The sequence below is a fragment of the Wenjunlia tyrosinilytica genome (assembly GCF_014646055.1).
In the GTDB taxonomy this organism is placed as follows: Bacteria; Actinomycetota; Actinomycetes; order Streptomycetales; family Streptomycetaceae; genus Wenjunlia; species Wenjunlia tyrosinilytica.
Genome location: NZ_BMMS01000023.1, coordinates 27,957 through 45,303, shown reverse-complemented (window position 1 = coordinate 45,303; position 17,347 = coordinate 27,957). Strand labels below are relative to the sequence as shown.

Here is a 17,347-nt window from a genome sequence, read left to right as displayed (position 1 = left end):
ACTGCGAAAGACGACATGGCTTCAACCGCAACGGCCGGCACCGGCATCGCGGCGCCGACGTCGCACCGACAGATCATGGAGGCGCTGTCCGGGCTCCCGCTCGGCAGGATCCCAGGTCCAGCCGGGTCAGGTGCCACCTTCCGGGGTTGGCGGCGATGAGCTCGCAGCCCCGCAGCGCTACGTCGGTGGGGTGGCAGAGCAGATGAGCGGTCTCGTCGTGGAACAGCACCTGGACGGCTCCGCTGCCCGGATCGATCTTCAGGATCTGGCTCGGCTCGTAGCAGGCGAGGTAGATCGTCCCGTCGGGGGCGACCGTGAGTCCGTCGGGGAGCACTCCGGGAAGGACCGCGACATCCTCCGTACCCGCCGGATGCCCGTCCGCACCGATGCTGATGGCGACGACGGCGTTGCGCCAGGTCTCCACGAGGTACAGGGTGCGCTGGTCGGGTGAGAACGCCATACCGTTGGCGAAGTTGAACGGACCGGCGTGCCACAGCTCTCCCGTGCCGTCGGGATCGAGCCGTACGACACCGGGCCCCGGCTCGTCGACCACACCGCTGTCGCTGACGTACACGCGTCCCTCCGCGTCGACGACGGGGTAGTTCGGGACGAGGAACCGGTGTTCCCCGACTCCTCGCGACACCTCGGCCAGGGCGCCCGTCGGGATGTCGAGGCGGAAGACGGCGGCGTGCCCGCGGTCGCAGAAGTAGAGCCGGTCGGGGCCGTCGAAGGCCAGTCCCAGGCAGAAACCCCCGGTCTCGGCCCTGAGCTCGACCGGCCCGCCGTCGGGGTCGATCCGGTAGATCTGCCCTCGCTCGCCGCCGCACCACACCGAGCCGTCGACGGGGTGGACCGCCACTGCTTCGGGGTGGTCGAGCCGAGGCTCCGTGAGCATGCCGTCCACCAGCACGCTCACCGCCTCTCGCGGCAGAAGCCCCCTGGACGGCGCTGTCGGCCCACCGGTGAATCGGGGGGCGCGCTTGTCGACGAAGGCGGCGATCCCCTCCTTCGCGTCGTCGGTGGCGAAGAGTCCGGAGAGCACCTGCTGCTCGGCGGTGAGGGCGACCGGGAGCGGCATCTCGATGCCGTCGTCCATGAGGCGCTTCGCCGCGCGCAGGGCGATCGGTGCCTGGTCGGCGAGATCGAGCGCGCGGTCCAGGGCCCGTTCATAGAGCTCGTCGGCCGGATGCACAGCCATCACCAGGCCGTGCCGTGCCAGTTCCTGCGCCGGGAACTTCCGTCCCGTCAGCACCGCCTCCTTCGCCAAGCGCGCGCCCACCGCGCGGGCCAGCCGCTGCGTGCCGCCGCCACCGGGCAGCAGCCCGAGCGAGATTTCCGGAAGCCCGAACTTGGCGACATCGGCGGCGATGATCAGGTCGCAGCACAGCGCCACCTCGAAGCCGCCGCCCAGGGCGTAGCCGTTGACCGCGGCGACGGTGACCTGCGGCAGCGCCGCCAGGGCGTCGAAGGTTTCCCGGCCGAGGCGCTGGTAGACGTCGAACGCCGACTGCGTGGTGTTGTGGTACTCGCCTATGTCGGCTCCGGCGATGAACCCGCGCCCGGTCCCGGTGAGCATCAGCACCCGGGTCTGCTGGTCGTCCCGCAGCACCGCGAAGTACTCGTGCAGGGCCACCAGCATGGAGCGGGACAGGGCGCCGAGGGCGGCGGGCCGGTCCACGCGGAGCACGGTCACATGGCCATGACGGGTCTCCACCAGGTGCTCGTGGATCCGCCGGAGCAGGGGCTGGGGACGGGTCGGGAGGTCCATGTCACGGCTCCAGGACTGAGGCGCCGGCGGACGTTCCGCCACGAGTGGGTCCGAACTCTTCGAGCATGCGGTTCATGGCCGCCCCGATGACGGCCGGCCCGGTCCTCGCCGCGAGCAGCCGGTGCAGCTCCACTGACGCCTTGAGCGCGTAATCGGGCCACCAGGGATCCCGCGGGCGGACCCGGGCCGTCGCCATGCTCTTCAGTGTCGAGCGGAAGAACCCCCCGACCGCGGCATCCGAAGCCGGGTCCTCCCAGACGGCGCGGCTCGCGGGCTGGCCGCCGTTCGCAACGACGATGTCCCGCTGGACGTCGGTGCGGGCGCACCATGCGGCGAAGTGCGCGGCCTCGGCCGGATGCGCGCTCGTGGAGGGGACGGCGATGCCGGCGCCCCCGAGCAGCGCGCCGCCGGGCCGCCCGGTCGGCGAGGGCAGATCGCTGAAGTGCAGGCGGTGTCCTGGGGCGCCGGGGCGGGAGCGGTTGGTGTACCCGAAGACGAGGGGCGCGAAGGCGATGGTGTCGCCTTCGGCCATGCGGTCCAGCAACTGCGGCGGGTTGAGCTCGAAGCAGGCGGTGTCGACCGCCCGCGCGATGCGGCACAGCAGCGCCAGGGCCTCCGGGTGCGGCCACGAGGGCGAGCCCGGGAGCGACGCGGGATCGTACTGGGCGGACAGTGACAGCAGGCTGCACAACGCGTCGCTCGGGTACAGCGGCATCGCGACGGCCCCCGGATGCCGCCCGGCCAGGTCGACCACGTGCGACCAGGTGCGCGGGACCGCCCGGCCCAGCCGTTCGAGCAGGTCGCGGCGGTGGGCGGCGACCTGGCAGGCGGCGTCCACGCCGATGGCCCAGGTGTGCCGGTCCCAGACATAGGTGTCCTGGCTCCCCCCCACGGAATCGGATGCCACGTCAGCGAGTACCTGGGGGTGCAGGATGGTGTCCAAGGCGGTCAGCCGACCGCTGAGCGCGGTCGCCGCGACGGTCGGATGGTCGATGAAGACCAGGTCGTAGCGGTCCGGCAGCTCGCTCAGCGGCTGATCGTTGAATGCCGCGAGCGGTCGTGTGTCCCAGGTCACCAGTACACCGTGTTCCGCCGCGTACCGTGCCGCGGCAGCCTTCATGGGCTGGACGCAGCGCGCATGGTCCCAGCACAGACCACGCAGGCGCGGGGCGTTCACGCCGCCTCGGTTCGGGAACCCAGGACGCTCATGCCGCCGTCGACCGGCAGGCACATGCCGGTCACGAACGAGGCGTCGTCGGAGGCCAGGAAGGCGATGTTGGCGGCGACTTCCTCGGGCTGCCCGAACCGCCCGAGCGCGTGCTGCGACGACCAGTCGGCGATGAGCGCCTGCGGATCCGGCGCCTGCTGGAAGATGCGCTCGTTCATCGGCGTCATGATCGTTCCCGGGGCCACCGCGTTGACGCGGATTCCCTGATGGGCGTACTCGACCGCGGCCTGCCGCGTGAGCGAGATGACCGCTCCCTTCGTGGCGGCATAGGCGGCCCAGCCGGGGAATCCCAGGAGCGCCTGGCAACTGGACATGTTGACGATGGAGCCCCCGCGCTCGCGCAGATGGGGGATGGAGTACTTCATCGCGAGCCACATACCGCGCAGGTTGACGACGAAGGCCCGGTCCCAGTCGTCCTCGCTGATGTCCGTGACGCTGCCGGCGATCGCGACGCCGACGTTGTTGACGAGCACATGAAGTCCGTCGAGGCGGGAGACGCACGCCTGGACCAGCCGCCTGACCGCGTCGGCTTCGGCCATGTCGGCCTGTACCGCGAGAGCCCGCCCCCCACGCTGCGCAATCTCTTCCGCCACGGCGGCGGCGCCGTCGGCGTCGATGTCGGAAACCGCGACTGCGGCTCCCTCCTCGCTCAGGCGTACCGCTGTGGCGCGGCCGATTCCGGCTGCCGCGCCGGTCACGATGGCGACCTTCCCTGTGAACCGCTGCATGGGACCTTCCGAAGTTGATCGAGCACGACGGGGCTACATGTGCCGAAAATCGTTTTACCATGATGCATCGGTTGGCACTAGAGTCAAGCGGTGGAACCAGCGGCCGGGAGATGGGGGCGTGTCTTGACAACGATCGGTGAGGTGGCACGCAGGGCAGGCGTGTCGCCGGGCGTGGTATCGCGGGTGTTCAACGCGGACGCCAATCTGCGGATTCGTGACGAGACCCGGCAGCGGGTCCTCGCAGCCGCGGAAGAGCTCTCGTACACACCGAACCACGCCGCGAGAGCGCTGCGCCGCGCCCGGGTCGGCGTGCTCGGCCTCGCCGTGCACGACGTGAGCAATCCGATCTACAGCGAGATCGTCGCCGGGGTGCAGCGTGCGGCGACGGAGGCCGGTTACACACTGATGCTCGCCGACGCCGACGCCCTGGCCAGCGACGACGCGAGCTTCCGCAACCTCATCGGCAGCAGGCTGATCGACGGGCTGCTGCTCCAGCGCGCGGGCAACAACGCGGACGCGATGGTCGCGAAGATCGCCTCGGGCCGCCTGTGCACGATCTTACTGAACGACCGGACGCGAGGCCCACTGTCCAGTGTGGCGCTCGACGACGAGACCGCCGCGCGGCTGGCGACGGAGCACCTCATCGGCCTGGGACACTCCCGCATCGGCCACCTCGCTGTCGACGGGCCGCGTTCGCGTTCCCAGGCGCGCGTGCGAGGCTGGCGATCGGCGCTGCGGGCCGCCGGCATGGCGGAGGAGCCGGAGCTGCTGGCCGGCGGCGGGCACACGATCGAGGCGGGCTTCGAGGGTATGCGGCAGCTGCTCCGCTCAGAGATACGGCCGACCGCCGTGTTCGCCGGCAACGCTCTGTCCGCGGTGGGTGCGGCCACGGCTTTGCGGCAGGCGGGGCTGTCCATCCCCGGGGACATCTCCCTCATCGGCTTCCACGACCTGCCCTTCGCCGCCCACCTCACGCCGCCGCTGACCACAGTGCGGCTGCCCCTGCGCGCGATGGGTTCCCGGGCGGTCGAGCTGCTGCTCGAGCAGCTCGACGGGAGTGCCGCCCGGCATGAGATCGTCCGCAGTCCCGCACCCGAGCTGATCGAACGGGGCTCGTGCGCGCCCCCGGGACGGGTGGGACGGGCGCCGTGAACCACCTCAACGGCCTCACCCTGGCCGATGTCCGGCGGCGGGTTGGCGACCTTCGGCAGCTGGCGCGCGTCGATCAGCTCGTCGAGGCGGACGGGGACGCCCGTGGGGCCCGCCGCTACCGCGTGGTCACCGGTGGCGGGCTCGAGTTCGACATCCATCCCGACAGGTGCCTGGACATCGGCGCGGTCACCTACCGGGGGGTACCGCTGGCCTGGGCCGCGCCGAGGGACACCGGTCCCGCGGTCTCCTCCGGGGCGGGGGCAGCCGACTGGCTGCGCGGCTTCCGCGGGGGACTCCTCGCGACATGCGGGCTCGACCACTTCGGCTCCGCGTGCGAGGACGGCGGCGACAGCTTCGGACTGCACGGACGGATCGGGGCCCACGCGGCCACCGAGGTGTCCACCTCGGCCTGCCCGACCGCAGACGGCCGGTACGGGCTGGCGGTGCGGGGGCAGCTGAGGCAGAGCCGGCTGTTCGGGGAGAACCTCGTCCTGCACCGCACGATCAGGACCGCATTGGGCTCCAACAGCATCGAACTGCTCGACACCGTGGTCAACGAGGGCTTCTCGGCAGCCCCGCACATGATTCTCTACCATGTGAATCTGGGGTGGCCGCTCCTGGACGAAGGGGCCGTCCTCCAGGTTCCCGGCGGTGCGGTGACCGCCCGTGACGGCGACGCCCAGCGGGGTTTGACGGCGTGGCACACCTTCGGCCCGCCCCTTCCGGACTGGCGCGAGCAGGTGTTCCGGCATGACCTGCCTCCCGATTCCGCGGTGCAGGTCCGGCTCGTCAACGAGCGCCTTGGGCTCGAACTGCGACTCGAGCTGGACAGCGGGCAGCTGCCGTGGCTCTTCCAGTGGAAGATGCTCGGCGAGGGCGCCTACGTGCTCGGTGTCGAACCGGCGAACTGCCCCGTGATCGAGGGCCGGGCCCGCGCGCGGGAGGCGGGCGTGCTCCCGGTGCTCGCCCCAGGTGAACGGCGGGTCTACCGGCTGGTGTTCGGCGTCGGCGAGGTCGGGCGAGCCATGTAGTCCCGCCGAGCGCGGGGCAGCGGCACATACCGGCCCCCTGGAACCGAGGCCGCGCGGTCGGCGGAAGGTCTTGGTAAATCGGTTGTTCAATCCCTTGACATGGGACGTACCCGAAGGCAATCGTTTTACCTCCCGGTGAGGAGTCGCTGCACACCCGCTCGTGCCGCTGGGGCAACCGTGGAGGTTCAATGATGAGAAGGACTGGCGCATTCGCGCTCGTTGCGGGGCTGCTGAGCCTCAGCGCCTGCGGGTCGTCCGGCGCGTCGGGGTCGCACGCCCCCTCGACCCTGGAGATCTGGGACATGCAGCAGTCGAGCAAGGATGTCGGCGCCGCCTACAAGCCGATCGTCGAGAAGTTCCAGAAGGAGCACCCGGGGACCAAGGTCAAGGTGACGACCTTCCCCTACGCGCAGTACCGCGACAAGGTCCTCGTGGCCATGAAGGGCGGCACCGGGCCCGACATCCTGGCGCTGGACCAGATCTGGACGTCGGAATTCGCGGCCGGTGGCCTGATCACACCCCTCGACGATCACATCGCCAAGGCGAGGAACGTCAAGCAGAAGGACTTCTTCACCGGCGCCTGGGATTCCAACGTCTACCAAGGCAAGACCTGGGGAGTGCCACTCAACTTCGACGTCTGGGAGCAGCTGTATTACAACGCTGACCTGTTCCGCAAGGCGGGACTCGACCCGGACAAGCCTCCGACCACCTGGGACCAGTGGGTTGCGGACGCGAAGAAGCTCCACCATCCGCCGAAGCAGTTCGGCATCGCCCTCATCGGGTGCAAGGACGAGGGATCCGTGGTAGTCACCGACTCACTGATGTTCTCCAACAGCGGCGGCCTTGCGGACGGCGACAAGATCGTCTTCGACTCCCCCGAGAACCGCGCCGCTCTCGAGCAGTACCGCACCCTGTCGAAGTCCGCCCCGTCCGGCACGGCAGGCGTCTGTGAGCAGGACGCAGTGGGCCAGTTCACCGCGGGCAAGGCGGCGATGCTGCTGGACGGTTCGTGGCAGCAGGACACCATGCGCAAGTCCGCGAAGTTCGACTGGCGTATCGCGGTACCGCCCGCGCCCGAGGGCAAGTCCTTCGTCGGCACGCTCGGCGGATTCAACATGGCCGTGAGCAAGAAGGCCGGCAACGCCGACCTGGCCTTCGACTTCATCGACGAGCTGTCCACGCCGGAGAACCAGAAGGCGGTCAACTCGCTGATCCCGGCGCTCAAGAGCGCCGGCGAGGAATTCGTCAAAGCCGAACGCAAGCAGCCCGAGGCCGTCCTGAAGACCCTCGAGAACGGCCGCCCGCGCCCGCTCATCCCCGTCTACCCCAAGCTCAGCCTGATCCAGCAGGAAACCATCCAGTCCATCCTCGGCGGGACCTCGCCCGCCACGGCGCTGCGCGACGGCGCGGACAAGATGGCGAACGCCTTGAAGCAGGGCTGACGCAATGCTACTGAGGCAGCACGACCAATCAATGGCGTCGGCGGCTCGTCGCCCCGGCGCCGTCGTCCGGCGCGCCAACAAGGGCGAAGGGTCCCACGCGTCGCGGCACCCGCGCGGTCGGCACGCCCGCAAGGAGTCGCTGCTGCGGGCCGCCTGCCTCGTGCCCCCGCTGGCCCTGCTCGCGATGCTCGTCGGCTACCCGCTGGTGGAGACGCTGCGCACCAGCGTCATGCGCAGCACCTTCATCCAGCCGGAGACGGTCTATGTGGGCTTGGACAACTTCTCCGCCCTGCTCAGCGCGGACGAGTTCTGGGCCGTGGTGCGCAACTCCGTGATCTGGACCGCCGTGGTCGTCTCCCTGCAGTTCGTCCTCGGCCTGGCGGCGGCGATCCTGCTGAGCAAGCGCTTCCGGGGCCGCACGGCACTACGCGCCGTCGTCATCGTTCCCTGGGTGATGCCCGGGATCATCGCCGGTGTGCTGTGGAAGCTCGTCTACGACCCGTATCTGGGCCCGTTGAACAACCTGCTCGGGGGCATCGGCCCGATGGGCGGGAATCCGGCGTGGCTGGGCGCGACCGGGACGGCGCTGTTCGCCGTCTGCGTCGCGGCGGTCTGGAAGGGCTTCCCGCTCTCCACGGTGATGTACATGGCCGCCTACCAGAACGTGCCCCAGGACATGCGGGACGCGGCGCGGATCGACGGCGCCGGCCGGTGGCGCGAGTTCTGGCATGTGACGCTGCCGTCGATGGCCTCCACCATGCGGACCACCGTCCTGCTGACCATGGTGTGGACGTTCAACTACTTCGACCTCGTCTACGTGATGACCAAGGGAGGTCCGGGCGTGTCGACGGAGATCTTCCCCACCGTTGTCTACCGGCAGGCGTTCAGCGAGGTCAACTACGGGGTGGCCGCCGCGTACGGCGTGGTGTCCGTCCTTGTACTCAGCGTGTTCACGGCGCTGTACCTGCGGCAGCTGAACCGCGTGGGAGGTCTGCGATGACGAGTGCGACCGCGACGCCGGCCGGACGCGGCCGGTCCAACCGTCTGATGTCCGGGGCCGGTGTCTACGCCGCCGCCGCTCTGCTGGCCGCGTTCGTGCTCGGCCCGGTGCTGTGGATGGTCGTCACCGCTCTCAAGCCTCGCGACGAGGTGTTCACCTCGCCGCCGCACTGGATCCCGCACCACCCGACGTTCGAAAACTTCGGCGCGGCGCTGGACCCTACGTTCCTGCGCTTCATGGGCAACAGCCTGCTGGTCTGCACAGGCGCCACCCTGCTCTGCGTGGCGCTGGCGCTGCTCGCCTCGTACACCCTGAGCCGTCCGAGCGGCCGGATGCGGCACAGTGTCCTGGTCGTCGTGCTCGTCTCCCAGTTGCTGCCGCAGGCGGTGCTCCTGGTGCCTCTCTACCGCTCGGCCGAGGAGCTGGGCCTGCTCAACAGCTACGCGGGCCTGGTGGTGGTGTATCTGACCTTCACCTTGCCGGTGGCCATGTGGCTGCTGCACGGCTTCATCGCCGCGATCCCGGCCGAGCTGGAAGAGGCGGCGCAGGCCGACGGGCTCAGCTCCTTCCGTGCCTTCCTCACGGTGATCGTCCCGCTCGCCCGGCCGGGCATCGCCGCCACGGCGGCGTTCGTGTTCTTCACCGCATGGCAGGACTTCATGTTCGCGCTGGTCTTCCTCACGGACGAGGCCAAGCGCACCCTGCCACTCGGCGTCCTCGGATACATGGGGCAGTACACCGTCCAGTGGGGCCAGCTCATGGCGGCGTCGACGCTGCTGCTGCTACCGATCATGGCGCTCTTCGTCGCCGTCCAGCGCCACTTCGTCGCCGGGCTCACGGTGGGGGCGGTCAAGGGATGAGGCGCCGTCGCACACCCGTCGGCGGGATACCGGCGGCAGCTGCACCCCCCCAGGAGCCGATGCCCGCGGCCGACGAGGTGGCCTGCCGGACGACCGGGGCCGACGACATGCCGGGGGCCGACGAGGTCACCGTGGCCGACCTCGTGCGCCGCGCCCACGAGCGGTATGCGACGCAACCCGCGGTGCTGACACCCCAGGGGTCGGTGTCCTTCGCCGAACTCGCAGGCACAGTCCGGCGCCTGACCCGGGCCCTGGCCGCATTGGGGTGCCGTCGCGGAGACCGCGTCGTCCTCGCGCTGGAGAACAGCGCCGAACTGATGGCGCTGGAGCACGCGGTCTTCGTCTGCGGTCTGGTCCGCGTGGCGGTGAGTGCCCGGCTGCACCCGGCGGAGATCGCCTTCGTGGCTCAGGACTGCGGCGCCCGTGTCGTCGTATGCGAGGCAGCGGCTGCCGCGATCCTCTCCGGCAGGCGCGCGGACCTTCCCGAACTCGCCGCGCTGGTCACCCCCACCGCGGGGACCGGCACTGACACGACCTACGCCGAAATGCTCCGATCCGGCCTCGACGGCCGGGCCTGGGACGCGGGGGCCGATCCCGACGACATCGCCGCGCTGCTGTACACCTCGGGAACCACCGGTCGGCCCAAGGGGGCGATGGTCACCCACCGCGCCTGGGTGGGGATGCTCGCGGAGTACTGCGCGCAGCTTCCGCCCATGGGTCCCGGCGACGTGGTGCTCCACACCGCACCGATGAGCCACTTCGGAGGGTCGGTCGGCTCCGCCTGCACCCTGCGCGGAGCGGCGGCGGTGATCCTGCGGCGGTTCGACCCCATGGAGACGCTGCGCACGATCGAGCGGCACAGGGCCACCACCGTGCCGCTCGTTCCCACCATGCTCAAGGAGCTCACCGCCGCCGCGGCGGCCGGCGCCTACGACCTCGGCAGCGTACGGGCCATCCCGTACGGCGGTGCGTCGATCGGGCCTGCCGCGGCGGCCCGCGCGCACGAGGTGTTCGGGGAGGTGCTCTACCAGTTCTACGGGCTGAGCGAGGCACTGGCGCCACTGTCGGTACTGTCCGCACGCGACCACCGCCACCAACCGGGCCGCCCGCTGCCGGGCCGCCTGGCCTCCGCCGGGCGCCTGTGCCCCTGCGTGGACGTCAAGGTGGTCCCCGGCCCCGTCCGCCCGGACGGCGCGGGAGAGATCCACGTCCGCGGCGGCCCGGTGATGCGGGGTTACTGGAACGCCCCCGAACAGACATCGGCCGTGCTCCGGGACGGCTGGTTCTCCACCGGCGATGTCGGCTTCGTCGACGACGAGGGCTACCTCCGCATCGTGGACCGCAGCCGCGATGTGGTCATCTCCGGCGGCTTCAACGTGTACCCCGGGGAGGTCGAGCGGGTCATCGAGTCACTGGACGGCGTCCAGGAGGCCGTCGTCGTGGGCGTACCCCACCCGCGGTGGGGGGAGGCCGTGGCGGCCGTGGTCGTCACCGAGGCAGGACATCGCATCGAGGCTTCCGACATCGTCGACGTCTGCCGCTCGAGCCTCGCCGGCTTCAAGAAGCCGGTGTACGTCGAATTCGCGGACCGCCTGCCGCGGACCGGCACCGGGAAGGTCAGTCGGCGCCAGGTGCGTGACCTGTACTGGCCCGTGCGAGCACCGCGGCAGTGCGACGGGTGACGCCGCGCGGGCACGGCCGCCCGGGGGCACGGGCAGACGCCCTCGAACACGACAGACGAACGAACACGACAGACGAACGAAGGAGAACCATGACTGGCGCGCTGGACGGAATCCGCGTCCTCGACTTCACCCAGATGATGCTGGGCCCCTGGGGCACACAGCTGCTCGGCGACCTCGGTGCGGACGTGATCAAGGTCGAACGCCCGGAGGGCGAGTGGGAACGCGCTCTGGAGATGATGGGCGGACTCACCGCAGCGGGTTCCGCCGCCTTCCTCGCGATGAACCGGAACAAGCGGTCGGTCGCGCTGGACCTGAAAGACCCGTGTGCCCGGCAGGCCCTGCTCAAGCTGGGTGCCACGTGTGACGTGGTCGTGGAGAACTTCCGCCCGGGTGTCATGGCCCGACTCGGTCTGGCGTACGAGGACTTCCGCGCCTTGAAACCGGACATCGTCTACTGCTCCGGCTCCGGTTGGGGGCAGGACACGTCCTTCGCCCGGGAGAACCGACCCGGACAGGATCTCCTCATCCAGGCCATGTCAGGGCTGGCCGGCAACGGTGGGCGGCGCGAGGATCCGCCGACGCCCGCGGGGACAGCGGTGGTGGACGCATCGACCGCCCTGAGCCTGGCGAGCGGCATCCTCGCGGCACTGCTCGCCAAGGAGCGCCAGGGGATCGGCCAGCGTGTCGAAGTGGACCTGTACTCCACAGCGATCGCGCTGCAGTGCCAGGAGATCTCGGCGATGTTGAACCAGGACGCCACCTGGGAGCGGTCGAGGGCCGGGATCGCACAGCCCTGGCTGTCGGCCCCGTACGGGATCTACCGGACGGCGGACGGCTGGCTCGCGCTCGCGATGTCACCCATGCCGCGCCTGGCCGACGTACTCACGCTGCCTCGCATCGCCGAACTGGACCCCTGGGCCGCCCGGGACGAGATCAAGGTCGAACTCGACGCCCTCATCGCCACCAGGCCGACACAGGGCTGGCTCGACCTGCTCCTCCCCGAGGGCCTATGGGCATCGCCTGTCCGCACCACCAAGGAAGCCGTCGACGAACTCAGCTCCGCGGACGGCGCGGACGGCACCGATCTCCTCGTCACCGTCGACCATCCCGACGCCGGGGAATTGAGGCTCGTCGGCTGCCACATCCGGCTCTCCGAGACACCCTGGCAGCTCCGGGCGGCGCCGCCGCGCGTGGGCGAGCACACCCAAGAGGTGCTGAGCGAGGTGCTGTCCGAGGCGGAACTGGCCACCCTGCTGCACGCCGGCGACTGATCCCCGAACGCCGAACGCCGAACGCCGACGTCGACCGGAGAGGCCGGATGACCATGACCATGACCACGACGGCGATGCGCCCGCCGGAGAGTGGGGCACGGTGATCCAACGCATGCCGCGCGGCGCACCGCGGGCCCCTCCCGCCCAGGCGGGCGCGGGCATCCTCCCCGGCAGGGGGCCGGGACACAGCCCGTTCCGGGCTCCCGCGCGAGTCGTCCACCGGGGAGTGCGGCAACCATGGCCGACCAGCAGATGAGTGTGGCCGCGATCACGGTGAAGGCCAGGAAACGATCGGCCTTGCCTTCGTAGCGACGGTGCAGGCGTCTGCATCCGCTGAGCCAGGCGATGTGCGTTCCACGGGACCCACCGATGCCGGCCAAGGCGTTGGAAGTTCTCGACTCCGCGACAGGCTATGCGGGAGTGATGCCCCGCAGTCGCAGCCATCCCCGCAGGTGAGGACAGTCGTATCCCGTGTCGCCGTGGAGCTTTGCCGAGCGGCGTCGGCAGGGTCCGCGGCGGAAGCGGATGGGTGGTATCCCGCGGACGAGCGGTTGGAAGGCCTGGCTGTCGTGGACGTTGGCGCCGGAGATCCCCCGGAGAGAGGCAAGCCGTTGCGGTCCACGATGAGGTGCATTTCCGATCCGCTCCTGCCACGGTCGGTCGGATCCGGTCCCGTCAACGGCCCCCCTTGACCGCTCGGACACTGACGGAGTCGATGGCGAACCGTGACCAGTCCAGCTCGCCCTGGCCCGCCGAGTTTGTCGAGTACGAGGCGATGGAGCCTGGCCCGGACACGGGCCCGGGACCACTCGGCGAGGCGCCGGAACGCAGTGACACCCGAGGGTCCGGACCCAGGGGGCAATTGGTTCCATGTGCAGCCCGACGTGGCCACGAACACAATCGCTGCCAGGACCTCCCGGTCACCGTGCGACCGTCGACGGCCTCCGCCCTGCGGCCGCTCCGGTGGCGGCGGCAGCACGCGCTGGAACAGCTCCCACAAACCCTCCGGCACCAACAGCAGGTCACCAGCGCGTCTCCCCTGCGAAATACCGGGCCGCCTTGCGCAGAATGTCGCGCTCCACCTCCAGCTCGCGGATCCTCTTCCGCGCGGCGGCGGGCTCTGCTTCCACCGGGCCCGTGGCCTGGTCCGGCGCAGCCGTAGGTGTCGGGGGGTGTGCTCCGGGGTGTCGTCGGTCGTCAGCCCGGATCCAGTTGCGCGGTGTCTCGGTGTTGGCCGCTGAGGTCTTCCGCGGCCGCCTTGGTCGTCGTTTCCGGCCTGGGTCGGTATCGCGTTCGCTTTGAACTGGGCGGGGGGTGCTGCCGTGTCCATGGGGGTGAGACTCCCGAACCAAGAGCTGGGGTCTTCTACCCGCTGGAGAGTGGTGATTTCGATGTCCTTACGTTTCAATTCGCGGCGGCGTTGGGGTGCGGTGCTGGCGGTGGCCGGTGGCGCGGCGCTGGCCGTGGGTGGGCTGCAGTACGCCAGTGCCGGTCCCCCTGCGCCCGGCGCGAAGCCTGCGGACAGGGTGATGGCGGCTTATGCGAAGGCGCAGAACCTGAGTGTGGAGGAGGCCAGGACCCGGCTGGTGCGGCAGTCCGAGCTTGCGCGCACGGCCACGAAGTTGGACAAGACGTTGAAGCCGAGTTGGAGTGCGGGGAGTTGGATCGACCAGAAGAGCGGCAGGCTGCTGGTGGCGGTCACCAACCGGCAGCGTGCGGCCGCGATCGACGCTGCGAACACCGAGTCCCGCCTGGTCACTCGCTCCACGAACGACCTGGAGGCCGTCAAGGGCTCGGTCGACGGGTTCGCCAAGCGGCATGCGCCGCGCGGGGTGGCCTGGTACATCGATGTTCCCCGGAATGTGGTCACGGTCGAGGTGGCCAAGTCCCTGCGTGGTCGTCCGCAGACCAAGGCGTTTCTCGCGGAGGTCCGAAGGCTCGGAGCCGCGGTGAAGGTCCGGTCCGTGAAGGGGAAGATGGCTCCCAACTACGGGATGCAGGACGGCGATGAGATCACCTCGGGGAACTTCTCATCCTGTTCTCTGGGGTGGTGGGTCCAGGACAGGAGCGGCGCGGACCTGCTGATGACGGCAGGTCACTGCCTCGACTCGGGCGGCCACCTGTGGTACCACAAACTCCTGCACATCGGCGGTAGCGTCAGCCACAAGTACGGCCCGATGGACTGGGGCACCATCCACGTGGACGACATCGCCGCCCCCCGTCCGACCACCCAGGTCAACCTGTACAACGGCGCCTACGCGAAGATCTCGGGCTACGGCCGGGCACCGGTGGGCACCCAGATCTGCAAGTCCGGACACAGAACCGGTCAGACCTGCGGGCCGATCACCGCCCACGACGTGACAGTCACGTACGGCGACGGCCACACCCTCACAGGCATGTCCAAGGCCGCGCTCGTCGACGACCACGGGGACAGCGGCGGAGCGGTCTACCAGTTCGACCCGAACAAGGAAGGCTTCGTCATAGCCCAGGGCATGGTCAGCGGGGGGACGGAGGGGCAGGGCCCCGGCGACATCGACTACTACCAGCCCATCGACACCGCCCTGGCCGATTCGGACACGATTTTCATCAAGTCCACGGAATGATCGGATGAGTAGCCGGGGAGGATTTCACTCCCCGGCTCTCAGAACCGTGCGCAAACCTCTCGGCCTGCACGGCTCCCATCGTCCAGTCGTGCCTCCCATCGTCCAGTCGTGCATGGTCATGGCTTGACGAGAGTGGGCGAAGAGTCCGGGGAACTGTCCGGCGTGACGGCTCAGGGCCTCTCGCGCTCTGGCTCCCTTCCGCTTGAACCGCTTGTACTTGCGGACCCGCCACCGCACGAGATAGTCGTTGATGCGGTTGAGGGTGGAGAGCAATGCGGACGGGTGGAACCGTCCGAAGCAGTTGATCCAGCCCCGCACGACCGGGTTGATCCCCCGGGCGAGCCGCTCCAGAGCCGTCTCACTGCCAGGTGCAGTCGCCAGTGGCGGACGTGCACCCGGATCTGCTTGGCGGCAGTCCGGGAGTCCGGGGCGGTGTGTGACCTCGAACCTGCACAGGCGCCGTCGCCGGGCCTAACGACGCGGCTTACGTCTGTGGCCTGTCGGCACCGTCCTCGCTCTGGCCTTCACCGCGGCGACCGCCGTGGCCGCCGCCTCATCGCCGGGTGAGACCTGCTCGGCGCCCAGGGCCTCCAACCCGAACGGCGGCTCACCTCGCAGACGCTTTTCGGCCTGGTGAAACTCTCCTTCGGCGTGGTCGCCGGGGCCGGCGCCCTGGTCGCCCTGGTCGTGGCCCACCGGCGTCAGCGGGTCGATGAGGACGGCGCCCTGCGCGATGCCACCCGCCTGCGCACCGAGCGCTTCACCACCGCCGTCTCCCAACTCGGCCAGGATTCCGCCGCGGTACGCCTGGGCGGCGTGCACGCCCTGGCCGGTCTCGCCGACGACGCCCCCACCGGTGAAGGCTGCATTAAGAGGAGCCTAAGGATCTCGCTGGGCGGTGCTTCCGGTGCTTTTGGTCTTTAGCCTCGATGTCGGATGTATGGGATTCCGAGGTGTGACGCGGTCAGCGACGCCGCGTCCCCGCCGTCCGCAGCCACACCTGAGCAGAGGTACAGGCAATGAGTTCTGAGCACCGTGCAGAAGGCATCCTTGCGCGCCCTACCGGCACCCACCGACGTCCCCGACGCTCTCGCCCACCCCGCCTGCGCCTCGCCCTGACCGCAGGCGCAGCTCTGACTGTCCTGGGTGGCGGTACCGCCTTCGCCGACGACACCGAGGGCGCGGCCGCGGGGACCATCGGCACGGAGAGCACAGGCATGGAGAGCCTGGCCACGGAGAGCCTCACCACGGGGACACCGACACAGGAGCAACTCCAGGCCGCGCTTGACCAGTTGAAGAGGGCAGCCGGGCGCAGCGTGTGGGAGGCAGCACGCGAATAGCGCTTGAGCATTGCCTCTCCTGGGGCGACCTCGCGTGCGCTTTGGTACGGCCGGAGGGCAGCGGCCGGTGGGTCCGGCGGGGAGATGCGCGCGGCGGCCCCGGGGGGGGCGCGCCCGTGGGCCCCCGCGGTCGGTCGGCAATCCCGCGCACCCACCGCGCCCCGGGCGGCCTAGCGGCCGCTGAACCACCAGTCCCGCGCTCTCCCCCGGGGCGTGGTGCCGCCGCGGGCTCTCGAGAAGCACAGCGCAGCGCCCGCCCGGCACTCGCCCCTGACCTGCCGAACACCACCACCATTCCCAGTCCTCCCCTCCCCCAGGGGAGAGTGTCAGGTGCCCGACCATGCCTCAAATCCTGTCCTGGACCAGGGAGGAAGCGTCCTGCTGGGGGCCGGGGAGTCATCACGAAGGCCACGGTGTGTGCCACTGCGCAAGCCGTGTCCGAAACGCAGCGCGTATCCCACGCCCACGCACCGCGTATCCCACGCCCAAGATGTTCGGTGCGCTCTACGCTGCGCAATGGGCCCCGGCGGTCGGGGATCCCCCGTACCCGCCCGCAAGGGCCCACCGCCCCCCGCGCCGCTGCGACACCAGCGTGACCGCGCCCCGGGGGGCGGGCCGCTGCCGTCGGGCTTTGGTGCTGCCCGTCGCCGATGGCAAGGGCGTTCCTGGCCAGGCGCTCGACCAGGATCGGAACGTAGGCCCGCATCCGCGAATCGCGCAGCGCCTCGTACGCCGTGCCGACCACGGCATCGACGGCCTCCGCGGCCACCGGCGGGAATGGACGCCTTCAGGCGCCGCGCCACATGGCGCAGCGCCTCCCCCTCGGTCTTGCACGCGCGTGCCGCACGGTCCCCGGCCCCAGGGGTACCCAGTTGCGCGCGGCGGCGGGCTCCCGCACCCGCGTGACGGGCACCGTGGCGCAGCGCAGGAGGCCGGTCGCTCGTGGCCATGGCGTCATCCCTTTTCAGGTGCCGACGGGTACCGCCCCGCCGCCCGCTGAGGTGGAGACGCTGCTCGCCCGGGGCGGGGCAGTCAGGCCGACGCCGACTCTCACAGCAGCCGTGATCCACCTCAGCACCCTTCACTCCACACCGCACCACCCACGCCCCCATGGACAGCTTCCACAACCACCGCCCCCGGACCACCGGGACAGGACGAACGGGGCAGGCACACCTCCCCAGCGGGAAGCCCACGAGCTTCCGCCGCCGTGCCACCCGGCCCGGCCCGCACCGACCGGGCCGG

Annotated in this window: 14 protein-coding genes and 2 pseudogenes; 10 read left to right on the top strand and 6 right to left on the bottom strand. The window is 70.2% G+C overall.

The genetic code is table 11. The annotated features are described in order from the left end of the window. Positions 1-73: 73 nt before the first annotated feature. From IEY86_RS24380 to IEY86_RS24370, 3 genes are read right to left on the bottom strand one after another with little or no spacing between them, the layout of a single operon-like run. On the bottom strand, positions 74-1,768 hold the full coding sequence (locus tag IEY86_RS24380) for an enoyl-CoA hydratase-related protein (RefSeq protein WP_189133980.1): 1,695 nt from the start codon (positions 1,766-1,768) through the stop codon (positions 74-76). Between the two features lies 1 nt (position 1,769). Further along, entirely contained in the window at positions 1,770-2,888 is a 1,119-nt protein-coding gene (locus IEY86_RS24375; RefSeq protein ID WP_265805438.1) for an extracellular solute-binding protein, read from the bottom strand. A gap of 53 nt (positions 2,889-2,941) precedes the next feature. Next, positions 2,942-3,724: an SDR family NAD(P)-dependent oxidoreductase gene (locus IEY86_RS24370; protein ID WP_189133978.1), complete on the bottom strand. Its 783-nt coding sequence runs from the start codon at positions 3,722-3,724 to the stop codon at positions 2,942-2,944. A gap of 141 nt (positions 3,725-3,865) precedes the next feature. Here IEY86_RS24370 and IEY86_RS24365 point away from each other — a divergent pair, with 141 nt between their 5' ends. The 7 genes from IEY86_RS24365 to IEY86_RS24335 all read left to right on the top strand — a co-directional run bounded on the left by IEY86_RS24365 (position 3,866) and on the right by IEY86_RS24335 (position 12,162). After that, positions 3,866-4,876 (top strand): LacI family DNA-binding transcriptional regulator, encoded by a 1,011-nt coding sequence (locus tag IEY86_RS24365; protein ID WP_189133977.1) that lies wholly within the window; start codon positions 3,866-3,868, stop codon positions 4,874-4,876. Beyond that, positions 4,873-5,907 (top strand): aldose 1-epimerase family protein, encoded by a 1,035-nt coding sequence (locus IEY86_RS24360; RefSeq protein WP_189133976.1) that lies wholly within the window; start codon positions 4,873-4,875, stop codon positions 5,905-5,907. The genes IEY86_RS24365 and IEY86_RS24360 overlap by 4 nt, the downstream gene beginning before the upstream one ends. Before the next feature lie 188 nt (positions 5,908-6,095). After that, positions 6,096-7,349, top strand: a complete 1,254-nt coding sequence (locus tag IEY86_RS24355; protein WP_189133975.1) for an ABC transporter substrate-binding protein — start codon at positions 6,096-6,098, stop codon at positions 7,347-7,349. Between the two features lie 31 nt (positions 7,350-7,380). After that, on the top strand, positions 7,381-8,349 hold the full coding sequence (locus IEY86_RS24350) for a carbohydrate ABC transporter permease (protein ID WP_189133974.1): 969 nt from the start codon (positions 7,381-7,383) through the stop codon (positions 8,347-8,349). Continuing rightward, positions 8,346-9,209, top strand: coding sequence for a carbohydrate ABC transporter permease (locus IEY86_RS24345; protein ID WP_189133973.1), 864 nt, complete (start codon positions 8,346-8,348; stop codon positions 9,207-9,209). Before IEY86_RS24350 ends, IEY86_RS24345 begins: the two co-directional genes overlap by 4 nt. Before the next feature lie 59 nt (positions 9,210-9,268). After that, positions 9,269-10,891 carry a class I adenylate-forming enzyme family protein gene (locus IEY86_RS24340; protein ID WP_229698712.1) on the top strand — a complete coding sequence of 541 codons (1,623 nt, stop codon included), beginning with the start codon at positions 9,269-9,271 and terminating at the stop codon, positions 10,889-10,891. Between the two features lie 89 nt (positions 10,892-10,980). Beyond that, entirely contained in the window at positions 10,981-12,162 is a 1,182-nt protein-coding gene (locus IEY86_RS24335; RefSeq protein WP_189133972.1) for a CaiB/BaiF CoA transferase family protein, read from the top strand. 248 nt (positions 12,163-12,410) lie between these two features. Here the strand turns inward: IEY86_RS24335 and IEY86_RS24330 are convergent. Further along, a pseudogene (locus IEY86_RS24330) lies at positions 12,411-13,183 on the bottom strand (IS5 family transposase); the annotation flags it as partial. Between the two features lie 508 nt (positions 13,184-13,691). On the opposite strand from IEY86_RS24330, the gene IEY86_RS24325 reads away from it, so the two are divergent. Continuing rightward, positions 13,692-14,765: a S1 family peptidase gene (locus IEY86_RS24325; protein ID WP_189133971.1), complete on the top strand. Its 1,074-nt coding sequence runs from the start codon at positions 13,692-13,694 to the stop codon at positions 14,763-14,765. A gap of 24 nt (positions 14,766-14,789) precedes the next feature. Here IEY86_RS24325 and IEY86_RS38170 read toward each other — a convergent pair whose 3' ends face one another. Next, a complete protein-coding gene (locus IEY86_RS38170; RefSeq protein ID WP_373287087.1) occupies positions 14,790-15,116 on the bottom strand; it encodes a group II intron maturase-specific domain-containing protein in 327 nt (108 codons plus the stop codon). Between the two features lie 139 nt (positions 15,117-15,255). Between IEY86_RS38170 and IEY86_RS38165 the strand changes: the two are divergent. Together IEY86_RS38165 and IEY86_RS24310 are read left to right on the top strand one after the other, a co-directional pair. Continuing rightward, positions 15,256-15,620, top strand: a pseudogene (locus IEY86_RS38165) (pentapeptide repeat-containing protein); the annotation flags it as partial. 164 nt (positions 15,621-15,784) lie between these two features. Next, positions 15,785-16,105, top strand: coding sequence for a hypothetical protein (locus IEY86_RS24310; RefSeq protein WP_189133969.1), 321 nt, complete (start codon positions 15,785-15,787; stop codon positions 16,103-16,105). Here IEY86_RS24310 and IEY86_RS38160 read toward each other — a convergent pair. Beyond that, entirely contained in the window at positions 16,008-16,874 is an 867-nt protein-coding gene (locus IEY86_RS38160; RefSeq protein WP_373287085.1) for a three-helix bundle dimerization domain-containing protein, read from the bottom strand. The genes IEY86_RS24310 and IEY86_RS38160 overlap by 98 nt on opposite strands. Positions 16,875-17,347 lie beyond the last annotated feature (473 nt).

Excerpts from the sequence above, each read along its gene's own strand:
- IEY86_RS24380 (WP_189133980.1), bottom strand. The coding sequence starts at position 1,768 with ATGGACCTCCCGACCCGTCCCCAGCCCCTGCTCCGGCGGATCCACGAG.
- IEY86_RS24375 (WP_265805438.1), bottom strand. The coding sequence starts at position 2,888 with ATGAAGGCTGCCGCGGCACGGTACGCGGCGGAACACGGTGTACTGGTG.
- IEY86_RS24370 (WP_189133978.1), bottom strand. The coding sequence starts at position 3,724 with ATGCAGCGGTTCACAGGGAAGGTCGCCATCGTGACCGGCGCGGCAGCC.
- IEY86_RS24355 (WP_189133975.1), top strand. The coding sequence starts at position 6,096 with ATGATGAGAAGGACTGGCGCATTCGCGCTCGTTGCGGGGCTGCTGAGC.
- IEY86_RS24350 (WP_189133974.1), top strand. The coding sequence starts at position 7,381 with ATGGCGTCGGCGGCTCGTCGCCCCGGCGCCGTCGTCCGGCGCGCCAAC.
- IEY86_RS24345 (WP_189133973.1), top strand. The coding sequence starts at position 8,346 with ATGACGAGTGCGACCGCGACGCCGGCCGGACGCGGCCGGTCCAACCGT.
- IEY86_RS24340 (WP_229698712.1), top strand. The coding sequence starts at position 9,269 with ATGCCCGCGGCCGACGAGGTGGCCTGCCGGACGACCGGGGCCGACGAC.
- IEY86_RS24335 (WP_189133972.1), top strand. The coding sequence starts at position 10,981 with ATGACTGGCGCGCTGGACGGAATCCGCGTCCTCGACTTCACCCAGATG.
- IEY86_RS24325 (WP_189133971.1), top strand. The coding sequence starts at position 13,692 with ATGGCGGCTTATGCGAAGGCGCAGAACCTGAGTGTGGAGGAGGCCAGG.
- IEY86_RS24310 (WP_189133969.1), top strand. The coding sequence starts at position 15,785 with ATGAGTTCTGAGCACCGTGCAGAAGGCATCCTTGCGCGCCCTACCGGC.